The organism is Paenibacillus sp. 1SOY10 (assembly GCF_056836745.1).
In genome coordinates this window covers 148,333-174,485 of record NZ_JBXENK010000007.1, presented here as the reverse complement: position 1 = coordinate 174,485, position 26,153 = coordinate 148,333, and the positions used below count along the sequence as shown (strand labels likewise).

At 44.0% G+C, this 26,153-nt stretch carries 26 protein-coding genes and 3 pseudogenes; 13 read left to right on the top strand and 16 right to left on the bottom strand.

Annotation, left to right across the window (positions count from 1 at the left end; translation table 11 throughout):
• The first annotated feature begins 24 nt into the window (after positions 1-24).
• From AC1VOR_RS16875 to AC1VOR_RS16855, 5 genes and pseudogenes are all read left to right on the top strand, one after another.
• Entirely contained in the window at positions 25-270 is a 246-nt protein-coding gene (locus AC1VOR_RS16875) for a transposase (protein WP_482619450.1), read from the top strand.
• 38 nt (positions 271-308) lie between these two features.
• The gene (locus AC1VOR_RS16870) at positions 309-632 is read left to right on the top strand and encodes a helix-turn-helix domain-containing protein (protein ID WP_482619448.1); all 324 of its coding nucleotides are present in this window, start codon (positions 309-311) and stop codon (positions 630-632) included.
• Positions 633-760: 128 nt separating this feature from the next.
• The gene (locus AC1VOR_RS16865; RefSeq protein ID WP_482619446.1) at positions 761-922 is read left to right on the top strand and encodes a hypothetical protein; all 162 of its coding nucleotides are present in this window, start codon (positions 761-763) and stop codon (positions 920-922) included.
• 420 nt (positions 923-1,342) lie between these two features.
• Positions 1,343-1,504, top strand: a complete 162-nt coding sequence (locus AC1VOR_RS16860) for an IS3 family transposase (protein ID WP_482619496.1) — start codon at positions 1,343-1,345, stop codon at positions 1,502-1,504.
• Positions 1,505-1,713: 209 nt separating this feature from the next.
• Positions 1,714-1,878: pseudogene (locus tag AC1VOR_RS16855) on the top strand (VanZ family protein); the annotation flags it as partial.
• Between the two features lie 7 nt (positions 1,879-1,885).
• Here the strand turns inward: AC1VOR_RS16855 and AC1VOR_RS16850 are convergent.
• The 12 genes and pseudogenes from AC1VOR_RS16850 to AC1VOR_RS16795 all read right to left on the bottom strand — a co-directional run bounded on the left by AC1VOR_RS16850 (position 1,886) and on the right by AC1VOR_RS16795 (position 10,170).
• On the bottom strand, positions 1,886-3,094 hold the full coding sequence (locus AC1VOR_RS16850; RefSeq protein ID WP_482619445.1) for a hypothetical protein: 1,209 nt from the start codon (positions 3,092-3,094) through the stop codon (positions 1,886-1,888).
• Positions 3,091-4,251, bottom strand: coding sequence for a hypothetical protein (locus tag AC1VOR_RS16845; RefSeq protein WP_482619444.1), 1,161 nt, complete (start codon positions 4,249-4,251; stop codon positions 3,091-3,093). The genes AC1VOR_RS16850 and AC1VOR_RS16845 overlap by 4 nt, the downstream gene beginning before the upstream one ends.
• The gene (locus AC1VOR_RS16840; RefSeq protein WP_482619442.1) at positions 4,248-5,108 is read right to left on the bottom strand and encodes an ABC transporter ATP-binding protein; all 861 of its coding nucleotides are present in this window, start codon (positions 5,106-5,108) and stop codon (positions 4,248-4,250) included. Before AC1VOR_RS16840 ends, AC1VOR_RS16845 begins: the two co-directional genes overlap by 4 nt.
• Before the next feature lies 1 nt (position 5,109).
• A complete protein-coding gene (locus AC1VOR_RS16835) occupies positions 5,110-5,838 on the bottom strand; it encodes a hypothetical protein (RefSeq protein WP_482619441.1) in 729 nt (242 codons plus the stop codon).
• Complete coding sequence (locus AC1VOR_RS16830; RefSeq protein ID WP_482619439.1) at positions 5,825-6,373, bottom strand: RNA polymerase sigma factor; 549 nt, start codon at positions 6,371-6,373, stop codon at positions 5,825-5,827. Before AC1VOR_RS16830 ends, AC1VOR_RS16835 begins: the two co-directional genes overlap by 14 nt.
• Before the next feature lie 238 nt (positions 6,374-6,611).
• Positions 6,612-7,076 carry a hypothetical protein gene (locus tag AC1VOR_RS16825; protein ID WP_482619438.1) on the bottom strand — a complete coding sequence of 155 codons (465 nt, stop codon included), beginning with the start codon at positions 7,074-7,076 and terminating at the stop codon, positions 6,612-6,614.
• A gap of 2 nt (positions 7,077-7,078) precedes the next feature.
• Entirely contained in the window at positions 7,079-7,273 is a 195-nt protein-coding gene (locus tag AC1VOR_RS16820; protein WP_482619436.1) for a helix-turn-helix transcriptional regulator, read from the bottom strand.
• A gap of 481 nt (positions 7,274-7,754) precedes the next feature.
• Positions 7,755-7,955, bottom strand: a pseudogene (locus tag AC1VOR_RS16815) (low molecular weight phosphatase family protein); the annotation flags it as partial.
• A gap of 1 nt (position 7,956) precedes the next feature.
• Positions 7,957-8,423 (bottom strand): annotated as a pseudogene (locus tag AC1VOR_RS16810) (ArsB/NhaD family transporter); the annotation flags it as partial.
• 86 nt (positions 8,424-8,509) lie between these two features.
• A complete protein-coding gene (locus AC1VOR_RS16805) occupies positions 8,510-8,788 on the bottom strand; it encodes a toxin-antitoxin system YwqK family antitoxin (RefSeq protein WP_482619434.1) in 279 nt (92 codons plus the stop codon).
• Between the two features lie 245 nt (positions 8,789-9,033).
• Positions 9,034-9,543, bottom strand: coding sequence for a DUF6653 family protein (locus tag AC1VOR_RS16800; protein ID WP_482619433.1), 510 nt, complete (start codon positions 9,541-9,543; stop codon positions 9,034-9,036).
• 3 nt (positions 9,544-9,546) lie between these two features.
• Complete coding sequence (locus AC1VOR_RS16795; protein ID WP_482619431.1) at positions 9,547-10,170, bottom strand: TetR/AcrR family transcriptional regulator; 624 nt, start codon at positions 10,168-10,170, stop codon at positions 9,547-9,549.
• 368 nt (positions 10,171-10,538) lie between these two features.
• Between AC1VOR_RS16795 and AC1VOR_RS16790 the strand changes: the two genes are divergently transcribed.
• Complete coding sequence (locus tag AC1VOR_RS16790; RefSeq protein ID WP_482619430.1) at positions 10,539-11,723, top strand: cation:proton antiporter; 1,185 nt, start codon at positions 10,539-10,541, stop codon at positions 11,721-11,723.
• 12 nt (positions 11,724-11,735) lie between these two features.
• On the top strand, positions 11,736-11,870 hold the full coding sequence (locus tag AC1VOR_RS16785) for a hypothetical protein (protein WP_482619429.1): 135 nt from the start codon (positions 11,736-11,738) through the stop codon (positions 11,868-11,870).
• Here AC1VOR_RS16785 and AC1VOR_RS16780 read toward each other — a convergent pair.
• The gene (locus tag AC1VOR_RS16780) at positions 11,867-13,150 is read right to left on the bottom strand and encodes a stalk domain-containing protein (protein ID WP_482619427.1); all 1,284 of its coding nucleotides are present in this window, start codon (positions 13,148-13,150) and stop codon (positions 11,867-11,869) included. The genes AC1VOR_RS16785 and AC1VOR_RS16780 overlap by 4 nt on opposite strands.
• A 170-nt stretch (positions 13,151-13,320) precedes the next feature.
• Between AC1VOR_RS16780 and AC1VOR_RS16775 the strand changes: the two genes are divergently transcribed.
• A complete protein-coding gene (locus tag AC1VOR_RS16775; protein ID WP_482619425.1) occupies positions 13,321-13,884 on the top strand; it encodes a TetR/AcrR family transcriptional regulator in 564 nt (187 codons plus the stop codon).
• 164 nt (positions 13,885-14,048) lie between these two features.
• Complete coding sequence (locus AC1VOR_RS16770) at positions 14,049-14,900, top strand: SDR family NAD(P)-dependent oxidoreductase (RefSeq protein ID WP_482619423.1); 852 nt, start codon at positions 14,049-14,051, stop codon at positions 14,898-14,900.
• Positions 14,901-14,968: 68 nt separating this feature from the next.
• Here AC1VOR_RS16770 and AC1VOR_RS16765 read toward each other — a convergent pair whose 3' ends face one another.
• Positions 14,969-18,037, bottom strand: a complete 3,069-nt coding sequence (locus AC1VOR_RS16765; RefSeq protein WP_482619421.1) for a family 43 glycosylhydrolase — start codon at positions 18,035-18,037, stop codon at positions 14,969-14,971.
• A 203-nt stretch (positions 18,038-18,240) separates the two neighbouring features.
• Between AC1VOR_RS16765 and AC1VOR_RS16760 the strand changes: the two genes are divergently transcribed.
• From AC1VOR_RS16760 to AC1VOR_RS16750, 3 genes are all read left to right on the top strand, one after another.
• Positions 18,241-18,918 carry a response regulator transcription factor gene (locus tag AC1VOR_RS16760; protein ID WP_482619419.1) on the top strand — a complete coding sequence of 226 codons (678 nt, stop codon included), beginning with the start codon at positions 18,241-18,243 and terminating at the stop codon, positions 18,916-18,918.
• Positions 18,911-19,945 (top strand): HAMP domain-containing sensor histidine kinase, encoded by a 1,035-nt coding sequence (locus tag AC1VOR_RS16755; RefSeq protein WP_482619417.1) that lies wholly within the window; start codon positions 18,911-18,913, stop codon positions 19,943-19,945. Before AC1VOR_RS16760 ends, AC1VOR_RS16755 begins: the two co-directional genes overlap by 8 nt.
• 106 nt (positions 19,946-20,051) lie before the next feature.
• Positions 20,052-20,885, top strand: a complete 834-nt coding sequence (locus tag AC1VOR_RS16750) for a DegV family protein (RefSeq protein ID WP_482619415.1) — start codon at positions 20,052-20,054, stop codon at positions 20,883-20,885.
• Positions 20,886-21,051: 166 nt separating this feature from the next.
• Here AC1VOR_RS16750 and AC1VOR_RS16745 read toward each other — a convergent pair whose 3' ends face one another.
• Positions 21,052-22,659, bottom strand: coding sequence for a response regulator (locus AC1VOR_RS16745; protein WP_482619413.1), 1,608 nt, complete (start codon positions 22,657-22,659; stop codon positions 21,052-21,054).
• A complete protein-coding gene (locus AC1VOR_RS16740) occupies positions 22,652-24,451 on the bottom strand; it encodes a sensor histidine kinase (RefSeq protein ID WP_482619412.1) in 1,800 nt (599 codons plus the stop codon). The genes AC1VOR_RS16745 and AC1VOR_RS16740 overlap by 8 nt, the downstream gene beginning before the upstream one ends.
• Before the next feature lie 288 nt (positions 24,452-24,739).
• On the opposite strand from AC1VOR_RS16740, the gene AC1VOR_RS16735 reads away from it, so the two are divergent.
• Entirely contained in the window at positions 24,740-26,101 is a 1,362-nt protein-coding gene (locus tag AC1VOR_RS16735) for an ABC transporter substrate-binding protein (RefSeq protein WP_482619411.1), read from the top strand.
• Positions 26,102-26,153: the final 52 nt, after the last annotated feature.

The following is a 26,153-nucleotide window of genomic DNA, read 5'->3' as shown; positions in this document are numbered from 1 at the left end:
TATACCATGATGGGAGTTTTTGTAATGTCCAAAAGAAGCCCGATTTCATATGAAATTAAAATTCAGGTTGTAAGACGTTGCCTGCAACATGAATCCAATCCCAACCATGAGGCCAAACAACTAGGGGTCGATAAAAACACGGTTACCGATTGGATAAGAAAATACAAAGCAGATGGTGAAGAGACTAAGAAAACCCAGGGGGTGAAATCTTACTCCAAAGAGCTAAAACTATCTGCCATTCAAGATGTACTCTCCGGTGAAAAGGGGTGAACATGAAACCAACTCGGAAAAGGATTGGATCCCCTCATATGAATAAAGGACGGAAAACGACCTACGAAGAACGTATTGAAATTGTACAATTCACCATAGCCCATGATTTAGATTACCAGAAAGCCATCGACAAGTACGGTGTCTCTTACTCGCAAGTGTACGCATGGGTTCGTAAATATCAAGCGAATGGTCATGAAGCCTTAAAAGACCTCCGAGGTCGGAAAAAGCCGCTAGAAGAGCTAGACGAACAGGAACGGTTAAAGCTTCGGATCAAGGAACTTGAGGCACGAAATGAGCATTTGGAAATGGAGAATGCCCTCGCAAAAAAGTTGGCAGAGATCCGGCGAAGAAAACCACGTTAACCATTGTTCGGCATGCAGACATTTATCAAGCGATTATAGAACTGCATGCCGAAAAAGGATATGCGATCACCAAGCTCTGTGAACTAACAGGAATCGCCCGATCTGCCTATTACAAATGGTTAAAATGGATGCCCTCCAACAGGGAACTGGCCAACGTTGCGCTGGCCAAGGAAGTACAACAACGTTATAAGCAACGAAAGGGAATACTCGGTTATCGCCAGATGCGTATGCAAATGAACCGTAAGCTGAAAAAGAGCTACAACCGTAAACGGTATTACCGCATCATGTAAGCCCTTGAATTAAGGGCAGTGATTCGCAAGAAACGGCCAAATTACGTGAAGGCTCCAGCTCTTCATATCGCTGAGAATGTCATGGACCGAAAATTCCAAGCGGAGGCCCCCAATCAAAAGTGGTGCACCGATGTCACCGAGTTAAAGTACGGAAATGGCCGCAAGGCCTATCTGAGTGCCATTATTGATGGATACGACAACTCTGTGTTTCATGGGTGCTCAGCCATTCGAATAACAATAAGCTTGTCATGAATACGATAAAGCATGCTTATAAAGGAAACCCGAATGCTACACCACTCTTACACAGTGACCGCGGCTACAATATACCTCACTGGAATACAAACAACTTCAAAAGAGACCCAAGTTTACAAAAAGTATGTCCCGTGTAAGCCGTTGTTTGGACAACCAACCCATTGAACGATTCTGGGTACCTTTAAAGCAGAAAGCTTTTATCTGGAAAAGTACGATACGTATGACAGCCTCCTTCGTAGTGTAAAAACTTGTATTCATTATTCCAATAATTTTCGATACACCGAACGATTAAAGGGTTTGTTTCCTAACGAATATCGACGAGCAGCTTAACTAAGAAAAATAATCCCCTCAGTTTTGATAACCGAGGGGACTATGAATACTAATAGTTTTGTTTTTTAGTCTGTCTACTTGACAGGGAGCACTTCATCTCTAGTGAGCTTTTTTATTTGAGTTTTAGTGCCTCTCTTATTACTTGAACTGAGAATATCTCTGTTCAAATATGGATGCAAAATGCCTTGCAGCTTTCTGCACTGGTTCAAGTCCCTTTCGGTATATTATTTCCATGGCTGTATCGGACCGCCTTAATCCGGTTCATTACCTTGTTCTTTATAGCGATTCATGTACTGGAAACCCTTCAGGCGCTTACATTCCTCGGCAGTTTTAATATCAATGATGCCATTCAGAATACGATAGGCGCACCGGTGGATGGCATTAAATCATCTCCACCTGGCGTTCATGACGCATGATCCAGCTTGCAAGCAGGCAACCAATGGCGAAAAAGATAATAGCAATAAGGAATTCAATTCCTACTATTCTAATCCACGTGTACCAATGATTGTAGCTCATAAAGAGAAAATTGACCAAGCTATAGCTTAGCAGCGCCATTATGCCATAGGCAGGAATGAGCTTCATGATTAATGTAATAGGATTTTGGCTATATCGGGACAGCATAAAAGCAATTGTGGTCGTGCCAAGGCTAAGCAGATAGATCATAGCAATATAAGTTAAAATATACTTGCCGTACGTATAGGGAAGCAAGTAGAAAAAGTCGGCATTTAAAAAAGAAGACATTCCGGTGTTCCAGAACACCCAGGTTTCATTGCTACTATAAATAATTCCCATTAAAATTAATAACACAGTAGTCAAAATTAAAGCAGATAGCATGATAGCCATAAACTGATGTCGAATCAGCTTGCGACCTAGCTGTGATGAGTATTGAAGAAAGCGTAAATGGCTTGAGTGATCATTGACGAGCAGCGGAGAGACTAATACCATTACGGCAAGAACCACCAACAAACTGAAGTTAATCATGACGCGGGCCGTATTGCTGTACACCCAATAGCTCATGAGACTACGATATTCCCCAGTTTCTTGAATCTGATCAATACGTGATTGCTCATAATCTGTTTTTACCATTTCCTCCTTCATATAGGATAGATTATATCTAAGATAGCCATTATAATTTTCCTCAAGTGAATTAAGACTTTGCAAATTGAAGCCAATATAGTTGGCTTCAGCACTAAATAAGATTCTGGCAGTATCAGACGCGGCCTGATCCACTTGAATTTGACTATGCATGGCTTGCTCTTCTTGCTCACGTACTGTTAGATAATCAGCATAATTGAATATACCCACCTCAGCAAAGGCTGGGTTGGTTGAGATGTACTCTTCTGCTTCAATTACGTATTGATTACGTTTTTCTACTATGAAGTCGTGCAGTTGCTTCTCTTCCGGAACTGGTCCATAGCGTAGCAATAATTCTTTACTTAAGGCAACATCCTCGGTTGAGGGATGTCCATTCGGAAAGTATTTGATGTCAAATGAGATAAATAAGTAATAGAATAAAGAGCATAAAACAGCAACTGTGATTACATTTAGAGGTCGCCAGATTTTTTTGAGTTCATAACGCACGATGTTCACGCCAAATCTCTCCTTTTATAATGCATGGCTGATAGTAGACAAAGAATAATTAAGATAAATAAAGATGCAAAGAGTCCTTTTACTTCAAAGTAAGGCCAGATAATATCCATATCTCCATCCGTAAACCAAAGACTTTGTTTGAGCCAAAGCCAGACAGGTGTTAATATCATCTGGAATTTAACCCATAAACTAATGGATGTTGAAGAAGATATATACATAGGTAGCAAAATCATTCCTACGTTTACGGCAAGGAATACGAAGAAACTGAGATATAAGTGCCGAATAAGTATACCAATTATAAAGGCTAGAAGAGAAAAGCAAATAATAACACCAACCCTTATGCCAAGGGTCGCCCAAAAATAGGTCTTTACACTAAAGCTTTCCCAAGTAATGAACGGTCTGGTTCCTGTCAGCACATCCATTCGATAATTAAACAGACTGGATACATGGCTTGGCCATATGGCACCATAATCATAAATTTGAAAGAAGAGCATGTAAGTCAAAAAGCATATTAGGGCATACATAAGTAAACCGATGGACAGAGCTGCCAACAGCTTAAAGTAAGTTATTCTTCTTCCTGTTCGTGTAGAGCAAACCACGTCTTCTGTTCGATGTATAGTTTCATAGCCAATGGAAAGAAACATGAGCAGCGTTAGTAATAGTCCACCTTCTGTCAACATCCAGCCGGATATCAGCTTAAATAATTGCTGGTGCATGGTATACGTTAACGATGCAAAATAAAGGGACATGCTCTCATCACTTGCCGCCTTGTTGTCAACAACCTGTTGCAGACTAGTGTACTTGGCACGCATTTTCTCTGCCCAATCAGGAGTCAGTTGAGTAGCTTCAATATAAATGTCAGCTATATAATCCGTTGAGTAAGTATCAAATACATCTATCGCATCTGAGGTGTCTGCCTGTAAATAGTCGAATGGTGCCCTTTGTTCTGCTGGAATATTGATTTGAGACAAAGTATGTTGGTACTCGTCGTCCAATATAACGCCAGTTTCATAAGCTGTGCTGCTTATCAGGCGTGCGTAGGGGTCCTGGTAGTTATCCCAGACGAGCAATAGATTCAGTCCTAGACACAAAATGACGAATCCCCAGATGGCAGTGGAACGCATCAGCTTGCTGCATTCGTGCAAGTAAATACTCACAGCTCGTTCTCATCCTTATAAACATATAAAAAAACATCTTCTAATCCAGGCTGTACGGCACGTCCAGGGCCTTTGTAAGGAGCATCCTCACAAATAAACCGAATCAATTTTCGGCTCCCTTCTTGACGCTCCGTTAAGATAAAATGCGGCTGTTTTACCTGATCAATCTCCCACGTTTCATAAATGTTCCCGTTTAAGCGTTGACTAATATTTTCAGGCGTATCCTGACAAATCAGCTTGCGATCCTTTAGCATAATGATTTCATGAGCAATAGTCTCAATATCAGACACAATATGCGTGGAGAGAATAATAATTCGGTCTTGAGAAAGCGATGAAATTAAGTTGCGGAAGCGAACTCGTTCCTTGGGATCCAGACCGGCAGTAGGCTCATCCAGAATAAGCAATTTGGGGTCATTCAGCATAGCCTGTGCAATCCCTACCCGCTGAATCATGCCGCCAGAGAACTTGCGCATCTTTGTATCCATCACATCGGAGAGAGAAACAAGTGCAAGTAATTGAGCCGTTCGCTGCTTGGCATAAGCTGCATCCAGCCCCTTCAAGGCAGCCAAATAATGTAGAAATTGTCTGGGGGTCTGGTGCTTGTAATAACCAAATTGTTGAGGAAGATAACCAAGAAGCTGTCGATATTTTTCATTTAAGTCCGCAATACTTTGCCCATTCCACAGAATTTCTCCTTTGGTTGGAAAGATTAAAGTTGTCAGCATTTTAATGAGCGTTGTTTTTCCTGCCCCATTGGGGGAGAGTAAACCGTATACGCCATTGGTTAGTGATAAGGATATATTTTCAAGAGCGGTAAATGAGCCGTATTTCTTGGTAACCTCATTAATTTCCAACATTTTATATAACCTCGCTTGTGTATAATATCAGATTTTTTTTGATCTCATGCAATAAGAGCATAAGTACTAATATGGCTATCACTACAGTTAACGCCAACGGGAGCTGTTTTAAAAAGGCATTCCATTGTGTACCGAACCAGACATAGGGGAGTAGTCCGAATAGAAACCAATAGACCAGAGAGCAAATCTGACTCCAGTAGGAGTGAAAATGCCTCATGGTAAAGGCACTGACAAAGGCGCACAGGAATAACGCACTTAGTGATAAAGAGAGTAATTTGGGGAATTCCTCCATTGTTATTAAGTAATGACTAAAGTAGAAGCTCATTATTATCGAGAACAGACTTCCGATGAAGGAAAAGTATAGAATACGGACAACAACCAGTTGCCGAACAGTGTAAGTCAAGGTCATCTTCAATTCGTACAGACCGCTTAGCTTTTCGATTGCTTCAGTCAAAAGTACAATAATTAAAAAACAAATAGGAGAAACGGCAAAGAGAGCAGCATACAAATAATCCTCGCTCCAAGTAGGCCAGAGCATCAACAATAGCAACGTTAGTAATACGGTCATTACCCATGTGCTGCCGGTTTTAAAAAATAGATAGCGTAATCCGAGAGCGCGATGTAATTCGATAAGGTATTGCCAAAGACTTTTAGGTTTGGTTAGACCTCGTTCTAAAATCTGTTTAATCTCTCTATCTAATTCATCCGAGGATAATTTATAGCCATTCATCTTTAAACTCCTCTCTAAGTTTTTTTAATAGACGGAAATATTTTGACTTCACTGTTGATTCGGGTAGTGATAACAATGCTGCAATTTCGCTGAAAGTGTGTTCACCATATACCTTTAATCGTAGAATTTGCTGGGAACGGACATCCAGTGTGTTTAAATAGCTCTGCAAACTTGCAGCAAAGGATTTTAGTTCATACTTATAATCTACGGCTAGTTCTTCAGCTATATCTGGCTCTGCGTACCAGTCCCTGTATTTTCGCTCCGTGGCCTTGCTTCTGTAATAATCTATCGTCTTATTGGTAGCAATACGATAAAGCCAGGTACGGAAGCTGGCTTGCTTTCTTTGATAGTTGGCAATGGATTGCAGCATAGAAATGAATATGGACTGGGTTAAATCTAAGGCGACTTGCTTATCCGAAGTCTGTTTGAAAACATATTGATAAATCTCCTGATAATATAATCGCACCAGTGTATCGGCTGCTTCTTTGTCTCCTGTTCTCTGTATTTTATATATGAAACGCCAATCGGCACTCAATTTGTCCCCTCCGTTTCTGAGTTCCTACTGTGTATATTCGATCAATAGTAAAAAATAGTTTCATCATGTTTAAATGAATTGAGAATGCTGGTACGGAAGTTGATCTGGTTGCTCAACCATAGGACACCAGTTGGGAAAAGAGGGGAAAGTGTGTAAGAAAAAAGGCGCTGTGTGAACAGCACCTTTGTGGAAACCTTATTGGGATCAATCAAGCTACTACATTTTTGTCTGTTTTTTATCAGCCATCACTTGCCTTAGTCTTACATATTTGATGGCGAAAGATTCCTTGCAGTAACATTGAGCCTAAGAAGAGAGTTAATAGCATCCACCAACCAGCCGACTCGAAAACTTCCTCTGGAAACATAAACATGTAGCCAAAATAGGACAGAAACAACGCTCCCTGAAGAATTTTAAATGTGGCTGCATCAGCTGCATTATTCAATGCCACCAGCCGTTCGTCGTTCTCTTTAATCGAGATCTTCCGCATTAAAGTGGGGGATTTCCTCATTCTCGATACTTTTAGAAATGAAACAAACGCCATACTCAATGGTAACAGTGACAATGCCAGCAATGCCTTACTGTCTGAAATGAAGGTAATATCCCAAGATAGGGATAAAAAACCGACTATCAACAGGATAAGGCCGATTATTAACGATACAACCATTACCATCTTGGCATCTCTTACAGATTTCTCACCACGCATGTTCATTCCTCCCAGAATAAATCATCCAATGTTTTGTTAAGTGCCTTGCATATCTCAATACACAGCTTAAGGCTTGGATTGTAGCTACCAGACTCGATTAAATTGATGGTTTGTCTTGTGACACCGACAATTTCGGATAAACGCTCCTGTGATACGTCAGCTTCGACCCTGGCAATCTTCATTTTCTTATTTTTCAAGCTGCCTCGGCTCCTCTCAAAAACAATGTAGCATACCACATGACTAAATGTCAATTATATATTACATTTAGTCATATGAGATTCGATATTTCTGCTCTAAAGTATTATGAAGCATTTGATCTCTAATTTTTTGCCCATGTTAAATCCAGGCCCTGTGCGTTGTAGATGTTTAGACTCCTCAATCACATTGGGTTTTGTGCTGAACCCGGATTTTGGGGGAAATGGCATTTAACATTTAGAGGGGTGAGGGTGTTGGTTGGTGTTATGATGGGACTAACACTGGTCTTGATGATTACAGGAGAAATTATGTAAGTGTACTACTTGGATCTATAGCTGCCGTCTGTATTTTATTTGTCACTAATATAATTTAATAAGTATAAAAAAGATGGATTGTCAGAAACAAATAAAAACAACCTAATACTAAAGCGCCCCCTGTCTACTTGACAAGAGTTGCTTCATTTCGTGATGAAATTCTTATTAATTAATTTCCTTGGTCAATAAACAACTCAATCCGACTTTTTATAGCATCCCTAACGTTTCGGAACTGAGTCAAGATTTCTTCTTCAGTACCAGTTGCTTTCGCCGAATCGTCAAAGCCCCAATGCGATTTAATCACATTTGCATTCATGATAACTGGGCAATGCTCATCAGCATGACCACACAATGTTATGACATAGGTAGCTGCCCGTTGAGTTTGTTCCTTTGATCGCTAATGCATTGATCATAACTGTAGGCATATTGTTCATGATAGAGGAGAGGATAGCCACTATAAATCCTGTACCAACCGTAGCGTTGAATAAACCTTGTTCGCCTAACCACTTAAAGACAAGGCCAAGCTGGTCAGTCAAACCTACGTTCCTGAGTCCATAAACAACGACATACATTCCAATGGAAAAGACAACAATCGACCAGGGAGCACCTTTAACAAGCTTCCAAGTATTGATCTCCCGGTTTTGTTTAGCTAGTAGTAGAAAAACAATAGCTACAACACCTGCGAAGATGGATACGGGAACTTTAATAAATCACTAAATAAATAGGCAATCAGAAGTACACCCAAGATGAACCAAGAAATCTTTAACATTCTTTTATCTTTAATGGCATCCACTGGTTTTTTAAGCTGGGATAGGTCATATTGCTTAGGAATACTTTTTCCTTCTTGATTTAGGTAGGGGAGCAGGCTTTGATTGCTTTGTAGCATCAAAACAAGTAGGGAGAGCAATCATCTATGCAAAGAAATTATTTGGGATCACGATTGGTCGCTTTATACTTATGCCCCTTGTTATCATAGGTAATCCAATCCCCGACCGGCACTCCTTTATCAAAATACCCCGAACGTTTTAACGTACCATCAATCCGATACCATTCCCAGTAACCTTCGGGCTTGTCTCCAATCAATCTCCCTTTGGACCACATCGTCCTGCCGTTCGCATGATACTTGATGGTAAAGCCGTCTATAACCTCCGATTTCTTCTTGACGCCGTTTGATTGATTCAGGTCGCAATTATTGTTCTCCATTGACGTTCCTCCTCTCACACATGCAGCACAGCATACTCGTGACAAAAAACAATTGACATACCGATAATTCCTGTTGCGACAGCCGGCTTTCTGGGCTCTTCGTTACCATGTGGAGCAAGAAGTCTTTGTATTTTTTAACCATATCTTTTACTCTTCAAGTAATGCAGTATACCTCGACCGATTGCTGAATGTTATTCAAAGAGCAACTGATACGTGTGAACGAAAATATCTATAAACGGGTAGGGTTAAGATGAGCTGGGAGTATCACTATATGCAGGGTGATGCTTCATATCCTCGTACAGCCAAACCATTCGGTCCAAAAACCAGAGCTTCCCACCGTAAACAAATGCGGCTCCAAGGAGCGTCATGAATGGATGGAGTAGAATGACACCGACTATAACCAACAGAGCACCAATTGCTGCGACACCGCTTAGAAGGTGAGGAACCCTCAGATGATAAGCCGGTATAGACACCTTGTCTCGGTTCAGCCAAACCCTTTCGCCTAAAACGCATTTTGAAGCCCAACTGCTGTAAACGGCAGGGCTTGAAAATATATGTGGATTGATGATCGTCCATACTATTGCGGTAACGATGGGAACGATTGACCAGTAGCCGAGCCATTCCCTACTCCAGAAAGCGGCTATAAGCAAAGGCAACACAGTATTTCGGCTCCATACAGACCAAGGATTAGCATGTCGTTGCCACGCCTTATCGTCAAGCTTGTATAGCTTGCTTAATTTGCGTTCGAATGTCATTGTTCACTCTTCTCCTTCCGTAGGTTGTTGGTAGATGCCTAATTCAATAATTTTCAAGTAGGGTCTCATATTTTCAACAAATTCCTCTAAAAAATGGAGCGCATGATCTGGCTGTTTCTTATGTTCTTCAACAAATCTGGAAGTAAGAATGCTTGATATACTGGTTATCATATCAAGAGCTATGGCTGGAGTGACACCGGGGCGCAGCCTTGAAGCATCCATATCATTGAAGCTAGCCAAAGAATGTTTGGCAAACTGAGAGCGGTATTGCGAAATAACTTCCTCCAGTTCGCTTGGAACTGTACCAAAGAATGAATTTACAAGCAAATGGTACGTTGCAGGCTCTTGTACGAAAAATTTTACTTTCACATAGCTGTTATAAAGAATGCGTTCAAAAAAATCGGAAGACGGTTCCCTTGTCTCGATTGCAACAAAGTCGGCGATACGTTGTAAGGCGGATTCAAGTACTTTAGCGTACAATTGTTTCTTATTTGAGAAATAATGAAATAAAATCCCTTTGGAGAATCCGGCTTGCAGAACCATTTGGTTGGTTGAAGATCCCTCATAACCAAACTTTGAAAAGTGCTCCAGGGCGATGTCTAGAATTACCTGTTTTTTATCCGCCATTATAACTCCCCCAGTTTTTAGTTCTCCACATTGACCAGGTGGTCAATGTAATTGAGCATATTATAATCTGCGCTGGATCGTGTGGTCAAGAACAAATTATTTATGGGTCGACCTGTATTTTAAACCCTTCGTAATAAGTTAGGAGAGTAATATACCATAACGGGTGGAATGAAATTTTGAATTGAATTGATTAATCTATTGCTTGAAATAGCGTATAATTGTTTTCAATTCAATAATTATGACTCGGTGGAGCCTGTCAAACACGGGATACTTGCGTTTAAAAACCAAGATTCTGTGCTTTTGTCAGGCCTTTTTGTGTTCTGAAGCCAGGTCATAAGTCAGTAACAAATACGAAAGGAAGTGTCTAATTGAGCTTTGTCCTTAGTCTCATTTTAATTATCGTTGCCACAAAATTAGCAGGAGATTTGTCTGCACGACTCGGACAGCCGACTGTTCTTGGTAAGCTAATTGCAGGAGTCATACTTGGACCTGCCGTTTTAAATTGGGTGCAAAACGGAGAACTTATTCATGTCTTTGCAGAGATTGGCGTGTTGCTGTTAATGTTCATTGCAGGACTCGAAACGGATATGGAGCAACTACGGAAAAATTGGCTTCCCTCCGTTGCGGTAGCGATAGGGGGAATTATTCTTCCCTATATCGGAGGGTATTCCCTTGCATTAGCATTTGGTTTGTCCCAAACGTATGCTTTGTTTATTGGTCTTTTGCTATGCGCAACCTCGGTTAGCATCACCGTCCAGACCTTGAAGGAAATGAATCGACTAAGCTCTAAGGAAGGCACTACAATATTGGGAGCAGCGGTAGTAGATGATGTTGTCGTTGTGATCTTGTTTGCGGTGATGATGAGCTTACTTGGCACAGCAGAAGCTGTTTCTATTCCATGGATGATAAGTAAAAAGCTCATCTTCTTTGTAGCTATTGTCGCAGCAGGCTGGTTCATTGTTCCGTTCCTTCTAAAATACATGTCCAAGTTTAAAGTCACAGAGGGATTAATGAGTGCTGCGCTTATTCTCTGTCTGGGATTTGCCTACTTTGCGGAGTCGATGGGTGTCGCCGGAATTATTGGTGCTTTTGCTGCAGGGCTAGCCATTTCCAGAACAGATTATCAGCATGCTGTTGAAACGAAAATAGAGCCTATCGCCTACACGCTATTTGTACCGGTCTTCTTTGTAAGTATCGGACTCAATGTTACCTTTGAAGGACTCGGGGACCAACTGCTATTTATGGTGTTGCTTACACTTGTAGCGATTGTGACGAAATTAGTTGGCGGAGGAATTGGTGCGAAACTAACGGGCTTTACTATGCGGGAATCATTGGCGGTTGGATCAGGTATGGTATCTCGGGGAGAGGTCGCCTTGATTATTGCTTCCTCCGGTTTAACAGCGGGTTTATTGCCAGCAACGTACTTTACTTCGGTTATTCTGGTTGTCATTGTTACGACACTGGTGACTCCACCACTCATTAAGTTGGTATTTCAATCAAAAGATTCATCTATGCCTCAGCGTGTCAAGTCGGAGCATCATCAATCCTCTTAGGAAGTGAGCTCCATGCGGCTAAGTACACGTCCATCTGTACACTTGGCGAGCCAAACCGCCTCAGGCCGTCTATTGAATAAAGAACAGGGCAAGGCTGCGGCGACTCGCCGTTTTGCCTTGCCCTGTTCGTCATGTGCTGTAGCTTAACCCTCTTCAACTGCAAAATAGTTTATGCCAATTTGAATGCTTTCGACTTGCCCCTGTTTGCCCTCATCGTGGATGAAGAACAAATAATTGCCTACCTTGCCGTTGGGGTAAGCCAGTACGAGGGTATTGCCAGTTACACGATAAGAGCCGGTCAAATCGCTTCCGGTTACTCCGTCTGTCGGCGCTCCGCCTTGGACGTTGCCCATCATCATTTTGCTACTCTTGAAAGTGCCATTTTCGTAGAAGATGATGCTTTCGGACCACGAAGTGGAACCGCCGGAAATTCCGATAAGCCCGGAATAGCCCTGATAGATATATTCTTGATTTAGCTTCAAATTGTCTTTAGTAGGTTTTACCCGGTTCAGTGGCACATCATCAATCAAAAGCTGCCCATTTTGTACACTGATATCATACACGTCTCCGTTGTCTAGCTTCATTTTTCCATTGTTAATCGTATAGCTGTAACACGTATCAAGTGTGCAGTCAATGGTTTCGGGCCCACCATTGCTTGGCGTGTCGAGTACAACCTTGCCACCAGGCAAGAACGTATAGATGTCCCAGCACATGCCCCCACACTCATATCCACCATAGTCATCTCTCAAGCCATAATACATGCCTTGCAGCTTAGATAGGTCTACTTTATCTGATATAGCAGGCTTGTAGAGGCCGCTACCATCGGGAGCAGGAGGAACGGTAATTGGACCAGACGGTTTATCCGATCCTTGGGACGCTTCGTATTCTGCCTTGATGCGGGCTAATTCGTTATCAATATGTTTTTGGGCTTCCTCCTTGCTCATCCCAAGGTTTTCCCAAAAGCTTTGGGTAAAGATCAGAATTTCTGGCACATAAGGGTTCCACGCGACTAGGGCATCAGTCGATTCACTAACAAACCGAAGTGGAACCAGCGTGTGTCCATTCTGAATTCGTGGCGCTTGTAAAAGCTTCATCGTCTCTCCATTTACAGTGGCTGAGGTGCTACCAATACGCAGGACAATGGTCAAGTCGTCCTTGGTGCCTGTGACGATGCTATTGACGTTATCCCATTTCACTTCCATGCCAAGCTCCTCAAAGAGGGGGCGAAATTGTACAAGCGTCGTGCCCTCAATACTAATTGGGGCTTGTTCAAACGTAATGACCTTGTCATTGAGCTTTGTCTGGATTGACTTCGATTCCGCCGAGACGGTACCATTTCCAGTCAGGAAAATAACTATCGCCGCCAGAACAACAACAAATCCCGCCAACAAGCGAATACGGGGGATATTGTACTGTGTAATTGCCATCTTGATTATATAGCCTCCTTTATGTACGTATATCTCTTAACCTTTAAACAAATTCCCTGCATCATAAACATATCTTATTTTTGAAACAACCGAAGCATGATCGTTTATTGTGCGTCATTGTTAACCTGTTGCAAATGGACAGACGAATATAGCGTTGTTATAATCAAGTTATGAATACTTATGAGAAGATACTCGCAGCAGCTCTTCAGGTTCTTGAAGAGGAAGGCGGAGCCAAATTTTCTACACGAGCTGTTTGCACGATTGCTCAAGTTACTGCACCTACACTGTACCATCACTTTGGCAATGCTGATGGGCTGTTGAGTGCGGCTATCATGGAGGCTTTCCGGCAGTTGCTCCAAAGAAAAAGCGCCGCAACATTGTCTAGCCATCCGCAGGAGGCACTTCGGCAAGGTTGGGATGATTTTGTTGGATTCGCTGCAACCCGACCTCGGCTGTATTCGGCGATGATGGGGCGTTTGCTGGAAGGAGCTCAAATTGAGGCTGCTGCAAGGGCATATCAGTTACTAGTGCATAGCGTTCAGGCCATTGCAGACGAAGACCAACTGGCTGTGCCGTTGGAGACGGCAGCGGGTATAATTTGGGCCTCTGCGAATGCGGCCTCCTTATTACATGTGACGGCCGAGACTCGTAGGACACCTCCACCCGAGCCTTCCGTTGTACACCTTATTCGAGAAAGTGCCATGCAACTCATATTAAAATCAGACAGTGAGTAGGAAGGGCTTCGATGACGAAGCTCTTTTTTGCGTCTTAAATACGCCATAACTTTATATTGCGGATTTATATATAGCAGTGCTATAGACATTCCGTTATAGCACTGCTATAATACGGATATAGCGGTGTTATAGTGAGCCGCTTCTGATTCCTAAGGAGGGTTACTATGTCATCGAAAAATCAAGAATTAGTAGTGGTTACGGGTACGTCTAGCGGCATCGGTTTTGCTACTGCAAAACGTCTGGCGGAAGAAGGTTATCATGTGCTTGCAGGTGTTCGGCGCCAGGAAGATGCCGATATAATTAGTCGGAAAAATATTGAAGCAGTCATCGTCGATTTAACGAAGGTAGACACATTAAAGGCATTGGCACAAAGAGTGGTAGATGATCCATATCATCGACCTTTGAGGGCGGTTGTAAATAATGCAGGCATTGCCATCAATGCCCCCTTGGAAATGGTCCCCCTCGATGATTTGCGCCGCCAGATTGAAGTCAGTGTCATTGGTCAGGTTGCAGTTATTCAGGCGCTCACTCCTGCATTACTAGCTAGCGGTGGTCGCGTAGTAAACATTGGTTCACTTGGTGGCAAAATCTCCATGCCGGGGTTTGGCATTTATTCGGCGGCGAAATTTGCCATGGAGGCGATTAATGACAGTCTCCGCAGAGAGATGGCCTCATCAGGGCTAAAGGTCATTATGATTACTCCTGGTGGCGTTAGCACAAGGATGTCCGAGCAAGGAATTACGACAGCGGAAAGGCTCGCCAAGTTGATGACTCCAGAACAGCATCAGCGTCATGACCGTCTCTTCGCCGCTGTGAAAGCGCAGGCAGAAGCCTGGGCAAACCATGGAATTTCCCCTGAGAAAGTGGCAGCAGTCATTTCACGTGCTATTCAAGATCGCAAACCCAAAACCCGTTATCTAGTTGGTCGTGATTCGCAACTACTGACTCGCTTGGTACAATTTCTACCAGACCGGGTTCTTGATCGGATGCTTCGTAGCCAGATGAAATTGCAATAATATCTAATTATATTAGAAAACTCGCATCAGGCAGGATATTATCGTGCTCTGCCTAATGCGAGTGTTGCTTATTGGGTAACCTGCATAAGGCTTACCTTGAAATCGTCAAAGTCAATAGAAGCATTGGCATACCCATCGATGCCGAAGCGCTGGCCAGTCAGCTTGTTGCCGCCGATGTGGCGGAAGTTGTAGTCCGTTGCGACCGCTACATCATTGATATATACGGTATAGGTTTTGGCATTCCAGTTGGATACCATTTGAATGCTGTACCAGGTATCCAGAGAGAAGCTCTGAACGCTGTTCTTCGACCCTCCATCTTGCGCGATGATTTTACCCCCATCAAAAGCGGTAACCATAGAATAGTTGCCTGTACCGCTATCATTTCTGATCATGGCCCCATTGGCATAAGGAAAGTTGCTGTTTAATCTGGCGCGATATTCAATGACGATACGCTGATCAGCCTCAGTCATTACCTCCCCTGCAAAGGGCAGAAATAGATTGGCTTTACCCCAAGTTGCGGTTGTTGTCAGTCGAAGGAATTTGTTTCCGTCCTCTTGTTGCACAGTGGCGGTCGCCCCATTAGTGAGGTCTTCGGTGGTGAAACCGTAAGGATATTTGCCCACGGTGTCGCCAGAGAAATCCCGATAGGCGTTATAGACCACGCCATCCTGTATGTTATTGAGCGAATCCAGCAAATCGGCTTCCGCTTGAGCTAGTTGCTCCAGCTCCTCGTCATACTGCTCTTTACTTAGATCAGCATTTCCAGCCAACTGGTCTGCATGATTCACTTGAGCCACGAAGGCATCATATTTGGATTGACTATAGTTGCCCAGTCCCTCACCCAAAGGGTAGGAGTAATTAGCTAGTTTGTAGCGGAGTTGAGTGACAACTTCATCTAGTCCCCAACTGGGAACAACTTCTACAGGAAGGATGGAGGAGTAGAATTGTCCCTCCAGTTGCAGCGTAACAGGTACCTTGATTGTGCCAAGTGAGCTGAAATCAAGTCCGGCCAGCTCCCAACTGACGAGATCGGCTTCTTTGGATTCATGATTAGCCATGACGTCAACAACGTTAGGCATTCCAGGAATGACTCCGGAAGGTGTTCTCACGACAGAGACCACCTCAATCGTCTCGGAAGCCGAAGTGACCGTTAGTTTATGTGTCGCTATCTTGCCGTTGTATTCGGCTGTAATTACCGTTGTGCCCGGTTGTATTGCATAGACCGTATGGGTGACTGAGTCTGTCTCAATCCTGGCTACGCCCGGTTGGCTGCTGGTGTACTGGGTATTGGCTGTTGCATCTTGAACTTCATAGTTGTTATAGTGCGCGCTTACCTGCAAGGGCTCGCTTGTCTGCCCGCTAGTCAGGATAGGGTCCATTCCGCTCATCCTGACGGACTGTATCCATTTAGGCTCAGCCATAACGGTAACGGCGGCTGTTGTTGTTTTCCCGTCATACATTGCGGTGATGGTGGTGGTGCCTGCTCCAATCGCCTTAACCTTAGTTCCTTCGTCGATGACGGCGACGTTCGTGTTAGAAGAACTAAGTACCATACCCGTGTCGATAGCTGTATAGGTGGTGCCTGTTACGGTATAAAGAGGGAGATTGCGAATTTCACCCAGCCCCAGTGTGTATCCCGGAGAATCGAATAAAATCCCCGATGTATCCAGTGGGAGGAGGTCTATACTGTCCATTTCGGCGAAGTTATTTCCTTTGGAGAAGCGGAGGACATTATTGCCTTCCTCAAGATAGACCTTTACCGTGGAGGCTCCCCAACGATTCAAGCCGGAGTAGACCAGGTTCAGGTTAGCGCCGGAGCCGCCGTTGACCGACAAGATATAGGAGGCTTCCGCCGCATCGGGGGACCCGTTGGCATTACGCACGGATACCATATAAAATCCTGACACCGGTACCTTCACAGCAAATTGGACATAATCCTTGACGTTGTTGAGATTAGCAACCTTCATTCCGCCAGAAGCTGTGGTTTCCCGTCTGACGCTAGGATAGGAATCGCCATTAGGGGATTTTACCAGTAAGGCGTTTTCCGCTTCATAGCGCTGCCGCATGGGTTCTCCGGAAGGCTTGGTAATCGGTGTGTTGGGATCGACGGGCACTCCCAGATAGGGAGTATTGTCTTCGTTCCAGGTGAATTTCTGCGCGCGTACATTGCGGGTCCATCCAGATCCTGGCCAACGGGCGGAATGGTAAATAATCCAGTCCTCCGTACCGTCAGGCGAGGTGACAATGCTGTGATGGCCAGGCCCATAAACGCCATTGGCGCTAGAGAAGATAGGCTGATCCCGCTTGATCCAGGAGGCAGGGTCCATTAGATCGTCACCAATGCTGGCGGTGATAAGCCCAAGGCAATAACTGTCGGTCCAGCTTCCATTTGCAGAATAGACCAGGTTAATGGTATCACCTTTAATGGTAATTTGTGGACCTTCATTAATTCTTGCGGGGGATGATTCCCAATCATAATCAGAGGTTGAGATTAATACCCGCTCCGAGCTGATGGTTCGTGGATTGCTCATCTCGGCAATATATAAATTTTGAAAGCTCCCATCGGTGTCTTCCCATCCGGACCAAATAAAATAGAGCTGGTCATTAACCTCCAATGCTGTACCATCGATAGCCCAGCGGTCGGAAGAGTCGGTAATTTTCCCTTTGAACTCCCAGGTTCCGGTCATCGGATTAGCACTGGCATTTTCCAGCACGTACATGCGATGATTCGCATTAGTTCCGTTGTCAGCCGCGAAGTAAATGTACCATTTGTAGTCACCGTCGGTATCTTTGAGATAGTGCATTTCAGGGGCCCAAACGTTGGAACTATACATAGTATCTTTAACCGGTGTCCAAGCGAGGCTTCTCTCGCCTGCCTCAATCCCGGTGAGGGTCTTCGCTCTGCGAATCATGATGCCGCTGGCATTAACGAACACGTTATAATAATAGCCGTCTGTGTGCTTGTAGATCCAAGGATCAGCGCCTGTCTGCATAATGATATTGTAGAAATCCGATACCTGCGCTCCTTCCAGGGCTGTTGCTGACGCTGGGGTCTCCGCCGCTGCTGCGCTCCATTGCGGCAACATCAGCAGTAGGGCGAGACTGAACAACATATACTTGAATTTTTTCCTGACCATTTACAGTCCTCCTTGGGCTTTTAATGTAATCGCTTTCATTGTTTCGACATCATTATACCTTTCCAAAAAAATTTAAAACTGTACTATTTTTAGTTTTTTCTGTAATTATTTTGGGAAAAAGGGAGTTCACCCTGATGATCAATTGAATCTAAATTGAATGAATCATGTTATTCTGTTAATAACTTTACTGGGAGATGGTGTAGATGTTTAGCATTTTAGTAGCCGAGGACGACCAGGCGTTAAGAACACTGTTCTGCACGGTATTGTCGAAGAACGGTTACGCCTGTTTTGAAGCTGAAGATGGTGCCGAGGCATTAGATATTCTGGACAAGCAGTACATTGATCTTATGATCTCGGATGTCATGATGCCCAATATAGATGGATATGAATTAGTTAAGAACATCCGCGATATGGGCCACCACATGCCAGTGTTGATGATTACTGCGAAGGCGGCTTTTGAGGATATTCAGAGTGGGTTCCGCGCGGGTACTGATGATTATATGATCAAGCCGGTTAATGTGAATGAGATGATATTGCGCATTCAGGCATTGCTTAGACGAGCGCGGATTGTAAATGAAAAGAAGCTGCAATTTGAGGACATGGAGTTATTTTATGATGATTTGACGGTCAGCTTGAATGGAGAAAATATGGTCATTCCTCAGAAAGAGTTCTATTTACTATACAAGCTGCTATCAAATCCCAACAGAGTTTTTACCAAGCAGCAGCTTATGGATGAGATTTGGGGAATGGATACCGAGAGCAGTCCGCACACCCTGGATGTGCATATGAGCAGAATTCGGGACAGATTCAAGGAGAAGGCACCGTTCGAAATCAAGACGATCCGGGGACTCGGATTCAAAGCGGTGAAGCGTAATGAATAGGATTAAGGACAAACTGACCATTTCACAAATATTTGCCCTAATTATGGCAGTTATTATTACGGCATCCATGGTGCTTACTTTCCTGATTATATATATCCTGCTGCGGGTGACGGAAAGTCCATTAACGGGAGTAATCACCTCCTCCATGTTCATTGCTATTGTGAGCATTGTGGTCGGAACCTTGCTCTCTTCTTACGTATCCAAGAAAATGTTGCGCCCTATTCTAAATATCAATGATGCAGCCAAAAAAGTGGCTAAGGGAGATTTCACGGTGCGCTTGGAGGAAGCCAGCATAGCTAATGAGATCAGAGAGATCGCGGAAAATTTTAACCTTATGCTGCGGGAATTATCCAATACGGAGACGCTCAGAAATGACTTTGTCAGCAATGTCTCCCATGAATTCAAGACCCCCCTTTCAGTCATTGAGGGTTACGCTATGTTATTGCAAGATGAGACCCTGACCAAGGAAGAAGAAAGAAAGTACGTAAGCACCATTTTAGAGAATACAGGAAGACTGACGGAATTGACCCAGAGTATTCTTTCGTTATCCCAGATTGAGAATCAAGAAATCATTTTGCAAAAGGAACGGTTTCAACTGGATGAGCAAATCCGGCGTGTTCTGTTAGACTTTGAAACCATCTGGGAGAACAAGAATCTTACCATCGACCTTAATATGGATGAAACCTATATATACGGGAGTCAATCTTTGCTGGCAAGGGTATGGAGTAATTTGATCGATAATGCGATTAAATTTTCTGATCAGAATGGGATGCTATCGATTGAATGCAGTGAGGATGGCGATAACATTGTCGTCATCGTAAAAGATACGGGCATCGGGATGGATGAAGTGGTGATGAAGCATGCCTTTGACAAGTTCTATCAAGGAGAGCGTTCCCACCATGTGAAGGGTAGCGGCCTCGGTTTGGCGCTGGTCCATCGAATTGTCACATTATGTGGAGGTACGGTGTCCATGCAGAGTGAAAAAGGTAAAGGCACAGCGGTCATCGTCATGTTGCAGAAAAGTTGAGTTTAGTTAAATAATAATTGAGAAAAAGTTGAGAGAAGACTGGTAAGATGGATGCAGTGTATTAAAATGAATGTACGAAAGAAACGAAAATGATGGGGTGGAGCGTTTGAGTCATAAAATTGTAGTTGATAGTTGTTGTGATGTAACACCGGAGTTGAGTGAGAGTCTGGGTATTGTTACGGTTCCGTTAACCATAACCTTGGGAGACAAGAACGTTGTAGACGACGAGCATCTTGATTTGCCGAGCTTTATGGAAGAAATGAAAAATTGCACAGGTAAGGTGGGGTCCGCTTCTCCTTCGCCTATGTTATATAAAGAAGCTTTTCAAGGTGCGCCATCCTCTTTTGCAGTTACGATCTCCAGCCACCTGTCCAGTTCATATGCAAGTGCTGTGCTCGGAAAGTCCATGATAGAGGAAGAAGACGCGAATGCTGAGGTGCATGTATTTGATTCAAAGAGCGCCTGTGCTGGTGAGGTGCTAATTGCCGTGAAGCTGGCTAAATTGATCAAAGAGGGTCAACAAAGATCTAAAATTATCTCCACGATCGATAGCTTTATTCATGATATGAAGACGTATTTTGTGCTAGATAACTTTGATAATTTATTGAAAAATGGAAGGCTCAATAAAATAACGGGTAAATTAATCTCGGTGCTTAACATTAAGCTGATCATGAAAGCGGATGATGGAAATATCGGTCTGCATTCTCATGTGCGTGGACAGAAGCAAATTGTTGAGAAGCTGGCAGATACGATTGGCAAGAGCGGCAAAGACACCCGAGGAGAAAGCATGGTGATCGCCCATTGCAACAATCCCGGGCTTGCCGAGAAGTTGAGAGATAAGATCAAAAGCCAATTCCATTTCGATGAAATCCTGATTGTACCAACAAGAGGAATCAGTTCGGTCTATGCTAACGAGAAGGGCATTGTTATGGCATTTTGAGGTTTCTTCACTTAATTTGGAATAGCAGATTGCACCGAGGCTTTCCTATAAGATCCTCAGCAGGTTGTGGCCCTCGTATATTTTGCCAAGGTGATCAAGTGGGAGTAGGAGACCTACAGCTATTTTTGCTGCAGGTCTTTTTTGGGTTAAAGAGCGTTGTCCTCTTTTACCTTAATTCCGTTTGTGAATAATTCAGCTTGTATTCTTTGGGGCTCATTCCGGCATATTTGGAGAATACATGGGTGAAATAAGCAGGGGTCTCAATGCCGACGGCTTCCGCTACTTCAAATACCTTGCTGGCCGGATTCCTGAGTAGTTTCTTGGCTTTCTCAATCCGGTATTTATTGATGGCATCGATGATTGATTCGCCGGTTACTTTTTTGTAGAGGCGGCTGAGATAGCTGCTGTTGATATGGATATGGTCGGCAATAATCTGCAAATTCAGGTTCTGGTTATAGTGCTCTCTTATATATTTCTGACACTCGATCACGATGTAATTTGGTTGCTTGTCATTGAACGCCAAGGCCCTTGAACAGCTCGCAATCAAACGCTTGAGGATATCGGTTAACTGCTGGATGCTCTTGCTCTCCTGTATTTGTTTATACACCGTGGTCTGGTTGTCCGTAGGCTCCGGGGCAAAGGGTTGACTGGCGCTTAGCAAGCGGAAGCAGTAAGAACCGATTAGCAGACATGCCACCTTCACATTTTCAATCGGCTCTTGCGTGCTTTTGTAGCTTGCGAGTAATTGCTCCAGTTGCTGGATGGCCAACTCGGTTTGTCCATGTTGCAGATATTCGGCAATTTGTTCTGCCGTGTGATGAGGCGGTGCTCCAGGAGTGAGCGTTTGGTTGGTATGAGGCTTATAGATAGCGACATGATTATCGCTATAGAAATTGCCTTGCAGTGCTTCTCGGGCCTCGCGGTAAGCCGTTGACAAGGTTAGCACATCCCGGTGCATTGAACTGATTCCAATATTCAGATGGTATCTTCTAAAGCTCTGAGCCATGGTGAGAATTTCGTTGCAGGTCGTAAGCAGGGCCTGCGTGGAGACAGCGACATGACGGCCATCCATAGCGATAATGGCAAGCAAGGTATTCTGCTCCATGGCCATCATATATGAGGGACGTTCCTCGAAGGCTAGTGCAAGGAATTGGCGAATAGAGGCGAGGAACCGTTGATATTCATGAGTTGAGGGAGAACTATACGTATCCTCAAATTCCAGATAGATAGCAAAATAGTCCTCTAGCTGCAATCCAAGTTCAGTAGAGCGACTGAACAAGCTTGCTTCATCACTAATTAAGCCCTCAACGGTCTCCTTCAGAAACTTTTCACTAATTTCAGAGAGATGATCATTAATCTTGTTCTCCAACTGCTTTAATATCTCTCTTTGCTCTTTCTCCTTCTCCAGCAAACGGGTGGCCTTCTCAATAGCAACCGGAATGTTCTCCGTGGGGTTGATCTTGACCACAAAATCAACGACTTCATACTGTATGGCCGTTTGGGCATAGGAGAAGTCGGCGAAGGCGGTAAGGATGATGACTTTAATTTGTGGGAAATTCCGGTGCACATAGTCCGACAAAGCCAAACCGTCCATTCCCGGCATACGGATATCGGTGACAATAATATGGATATCATATTGGCTCAGTAATTCAACGGCCTCCATACCATTAGAGGCTTCACACACCACCTCACATTGCAAGGCTTCCCAATCCACAAAACATTGCAGCCCTTTTTTGATAACGGGCTCATTATCCACGATCATGACGTTATACATTTGCTAGTTCCCCCTGATCCGCGGGGATATGCAGAGTAACTTTGGCCCCCGCTCCAAATTCGCTCTCGACATCAATTCCATAAGGCTCGCCGTAGATCAGCTTGACCCGTTTTTGCGTGTTGATTAATCCAATGTTGTTGTGGCCTTGTTTGCGCCTGGCCCTGCTTTCAAATTCATTCCAATCTCGCGGAACATATTCGAACCCGCTGCCGTTATCCGTAATCTCAAAATAGATGGAGTCGTTGCGACGATATATGCGGATATGGATGAGCCCCTTGCCCAGCTTCTTCTCCACACCATGAACTACAGCATTCTCTACCAAGGGCTCAAGGCTCAGCTTGGGAAGTAGCAGATCCAGTATAGTCTCGTCCTCAATATCAATGGTGTACTCAATTTTGTCTTCAAATCTTTCTTTCTGTAGATAAAGGTAAAATTGGATAAAGTCCAGTTCCTGACGAATAGGTACCTTGGCCATGCTATTGGAATAAATACTTGCCTGTAGCAATTCCGTCAGAGAGGTGACCATCTTGTAAACGGTCTCATCTTGGGATAACTTGGCTTTGTAACCGATGGTTATCAACGTATTAAATAAAAAGTGGGGATTCATCTGAGCTTGTAGGAATTTAATTTCAGATTCTTTGACTAGCAAATGCTTTTCATAAACTTCCTTGATCAAGTAATTGATCTCTTCCGTCATATTATTGAAGGTGCTGCTTACCTGGTTGAGTTGTACATCCTTATAGGCCGGCATTCTGACATTATAATCACCCTTCTTGACTTTGCGGAAGCTCCGCAACAAGTCACGGACAACACGTGTAAAGCGCAGGGATAACAAGACGCCTGCTGCGAGGGATACGAAGGCGATTAGTGCGATAATCCAGATGTATCTGCGCATACTTTCGGACAAGGTCGACAGGATTTGTTTCTTGGGAATACCTGCTACGAAGGTCAGACCGGTGGTACCGATGCTGCGGGATACCGTCAGATAGCTCTCCTGATTAATCTTCACTTCACCTACCTCATGATGATCCTTAAGTGCATAGACGGCGGGAGAAACAATAGAACCCAGCGCTTGCTTATCGGCTGTAGAATAGACGGTCCCCTGGTTATCGATGATATAGGCTATAGCACCCGGGAAGGCGAGCAATTCGGCATATTTATCCGCTAAATCGGACTCTTTCGTGCCAAAAATCAGTACGAGACGATGCTGGGGAAGGTTGATATTGGACACGATTCGGGTGAAGTAGATCGTGCGATCCTCATCACTTGGCGGGACAATCTCCTTGCCGCGTTCCATATCGTGCAACGAATGATAGATGGCGAGGTTGTTCTTGTTAATCTGTTCTATGTTAGGCTGCGACTTTATAACGGATACATAATTGTCCGCATCAAAGAAAACGTAAGCGGTGGATAGCAGGCTGATATTCCAAGCATTATTAAACATCAGGCTGTATTTCAGGTCCTCTTCCATTTCAAGCTTATTGATAAATAATTTGTAGTAGTCGTCTCCCATCGATGCGTCTTCAATGGACCACGCCCGTACTGTTTTGTTGGCAAGGAAATGCAGTGAGGTATTATCAATAACCTGGAACGATTTCTCGATATTATCGTTGGTCTGACCGATCAGAAGTGACAGATTGTCATTGGCATTCCTGGTTAAAATTCCGGAGAGGCTCCAATAGAAATAGTAGCCGGCGAAGGTCATGGGTAGAAGAATAAGCAAAAAAATGATAATGACAATCTTATTCCTTACCGGAATGCGGGAGATAAAACTGAGATGTTCATTGGACATGCTATCTGCTCCTTGGTTAATGACGCTTATAGTAGGCGGTTCGGACAACCCTTATTATATAATCTTTTCTTTATGTCGAATAGCCGAACAGGGCCTTCCCTAGCCATTTGGTAAAGAAATCAATAAAGAGTTAAAGAAAACTGAAAGCCCTTTCAATAAACAGGCCATATTTCTCTATTTGCTCAAAATATTATAAAAGATCCTACCGAAAAACCAATTCATTTGCCGTATTCTTTGTTCTACAATGGGGGCTGTAACGAATCGCATTATCCTAAAGGGGGATTTGATTTGAGAAAGTCATTCTACAAAACGAGTTGTATTCTAGCAGGCACGCTCATGTTAGCCATGTCTATCTCGGCATGTGGATCACCAGGTTCATCAGGGAACAGCGGGGCACCTGCTAACTCTACGCCATCCGAGTCGGATCAGGCAGGTACGACACCCGCTAACAAGGCACCGGTAAAAATTTCTTACCTTACCTTCCGGGTAGGGACTCATGCATCAGCCAAGATGGAGGAGGAACAGATCAAACAGTTCAATGCCAAGTATGGCAATGAAGTGGAGGTTGTGGTTGAAGAGATTCCAAGCGATTCTGCCTACGAGGATAAATTGAAGATTCTAGCAGCCTCTGGAGATGTTCCTGATGTGGTCATGGGCAAAAACGGAATTAACGACCTTCTGATCAAGAGCAATCTTGCAACCCCTTTCAATGAGTATCTGGACAAGGACCCGGAGTGGAAAGCAGCTATTGGTGAGGCCGCCATCACGGCCAATACCCGAGATGGGAAGGTCTGGTCTATCAGTGATCAGAAGCAAAATATCGGCTATTTCTACAACAAGGAACTGTTTGAACAGGCAGGGATCAAGCCGGCGCAGACGTGGGATGAATTTATGAGTAATAATGAGAAGCTTAAGGCAGCAGGCTTCATCCCCCTCTCCTTGATGACCGGCGAGAATGCCTGGACGACCAACCTGATTCTTGCGGCGATCGTCGGCACTAATGGCGAGGCGGGCAATACGTTCATGAACACTTTGCATCCGTCCGACTTCAACACGCCCGAAATGGTTCAAGCTCTCAACCTGATGAAGACCATGCTGGAGAAGTATGCGACCAAGGATGCGCTTGGTGCGGGATATGCGAATGCAGCAAATAACTTCTGTCAGAACAAAGCGGCTATCATTGCCAATGGTCCATGGATGATCGGAGATTTCAGCGACCCCACCAAATGCAGCGAAGGCTTTGATCAAAAGGTAGGTGTCGCGGCGTTCCCGAACAACAGCATGGTCTCGACCTATGAAGTGGGATATATGATTGGGGCCAAAACGCAAGAAACCCGGGATGCGGCCGAAAAATTTATTCGTTTCAAGACAGGCATTGAGGGACAGACCATCGCGCTTGAATATGGCAATGTAATGCCCGTATCCGATGAAGTACAGCCTTCCGACGAGCTTAGACAAAAATATCCGCTGTTTGTTGAATCCATAGCGGTGGCCCAACAGACTGAGGTTCACTACCGGAACTTTGATGCTATCGTCTATCCCAACGTTACTGATGCTTGGAAGACGCTTTATCCGAAGCTGGTATTTGGCCGTTCGGCAGCAGAAGATATCACACAAGAACTGACGGATATTGCTGCTAAGAGTAAATAAACACTAGCTGATGATTGAGTCTACGAAATGTAGTTGGATCTCCGGCAGGCGT

Coding starts and splice junctions, on each gene's coding strand:
- AC1VOR_RS16775 (WP_482619425.1), top strand. CDS start 13,321: ATGAATACTTATGAGAAGATACTCGCAGCAGCTCTTCAGGTTCTTGAA.
- AC1VOR_RS16805 (WP_482619434.1), bottom strand. CDS start 8,788: ATGGAGAACAATAATTGCGACCTGAATCAATCAAACGGCGTCAAGAAG.
- AC1VOR_RS16825 (WP_482619438.1), bottom strand. CDS start 7,076: ATGCGTGGTGAGAAATCTGTAAGAGATGCCAAGATGGTAATGGTTGTA.
- AC1VOR_RS16765 (WP_482619421.1), bottom strand. CDS start 18,037: ATGGTCAGGAAAAAATTCAAGTATATGTTGTTCAGTCTCGCCCTACTG.
- AC1VOR_RS16800 (WP_482619433.1), bottom strand. CDS start 9,543: ATGACATTCGAACGCAAATTAAGCAAGCTATACAAGCTTGACGATAAG.
- AC1VOR_RS16745 (WP_482619413.1), bottom strand. CDS start 22,659: ATGTATAACGTCATGATCGTGGATAATGAGCCCGTTATCAAAAAAGGG.
- AC1VOR_RS16780 (WP_482619427.1), bottom strand. CDS start 13,150: ATGGCAATTACACAGTACAATATCCCCCGTATTCGCTTGTTGGCGGGA.
- AC1VOR_RS16865 (WP_482619446.1), top strand. CDS start 761: ATGCCCTCCAACAGGGAACTGGCCAACGTTGCGCTGGCCAAGGAAGTA.
- AC1VOR_RS16755 (WP_482619417.1), top strand. CDS start 18,911: ATGAATAGGATTAAGGACAAACTGACCATTTCACAAATATTTGCCCTA.
- AC1VOR_RS16760 (WP_482619419.1), top strand. CDS start 18,241: ATGTTTAGCATTTTAGTAGCCGAGGACGACCAGGCGTTAAGAACACTG.
- AC1VOR_RS16795 (WP_482619431.1), bottom strand. CDS start 10,170: ATGGCGGATAAAAAACAGGTAATTCTAGACATCGCCCTGGAGCACTTT.
- AC1VOR_RS16740 (WP_482619412.1), bottom strand. CDS start 24,451: ATGTCCAATGAACATCTCAGTTTTATCTCCCGCATTCCGGTAAGGAAT.
- AC1VOR_RS16840 (WP_482619442.1), bottom strand. CDS start 5,108: ATGTTGGAAATTAATGAGGTTACCAAGAAATACGGCTCATTTACCGCT.
- AC1VOR_RS16835 (WP_482619441.1), bottom strand. CDS start 5,838: ATGAATGGCTATAAATTATCCTCGGATGAATTAGATAGAGAGATTAAA.
- AC1VOR_RS16870 (WP_482619448.1), top strand. CDS start 309: ATGAATAAAGGACGGAAAACGACCTACGAAGAACGTATTGAAATTGTA.
- AC1VOR_RS16875 (WP_482619450.1), top strand. CDS start 25: ATGTCCAAAAGAAGCCCGATTTCATATGAAATTAAAATTCAGGTTGTA.
- AC1VOR_RS16785 (WP_482619429.1), top strand. CDS start 11,736: ATGCGGCTAAGTACACGTCCATCTGTACACTTGGCGAGCCAAACCGCC.
- AC1VOR_RS16770 (WP_482619423.1), top strand. CDS start 14,049: ATGTCATCGAAAAATCAAGAATTAGTAGTGGTTACGGGTACGTCTAGC.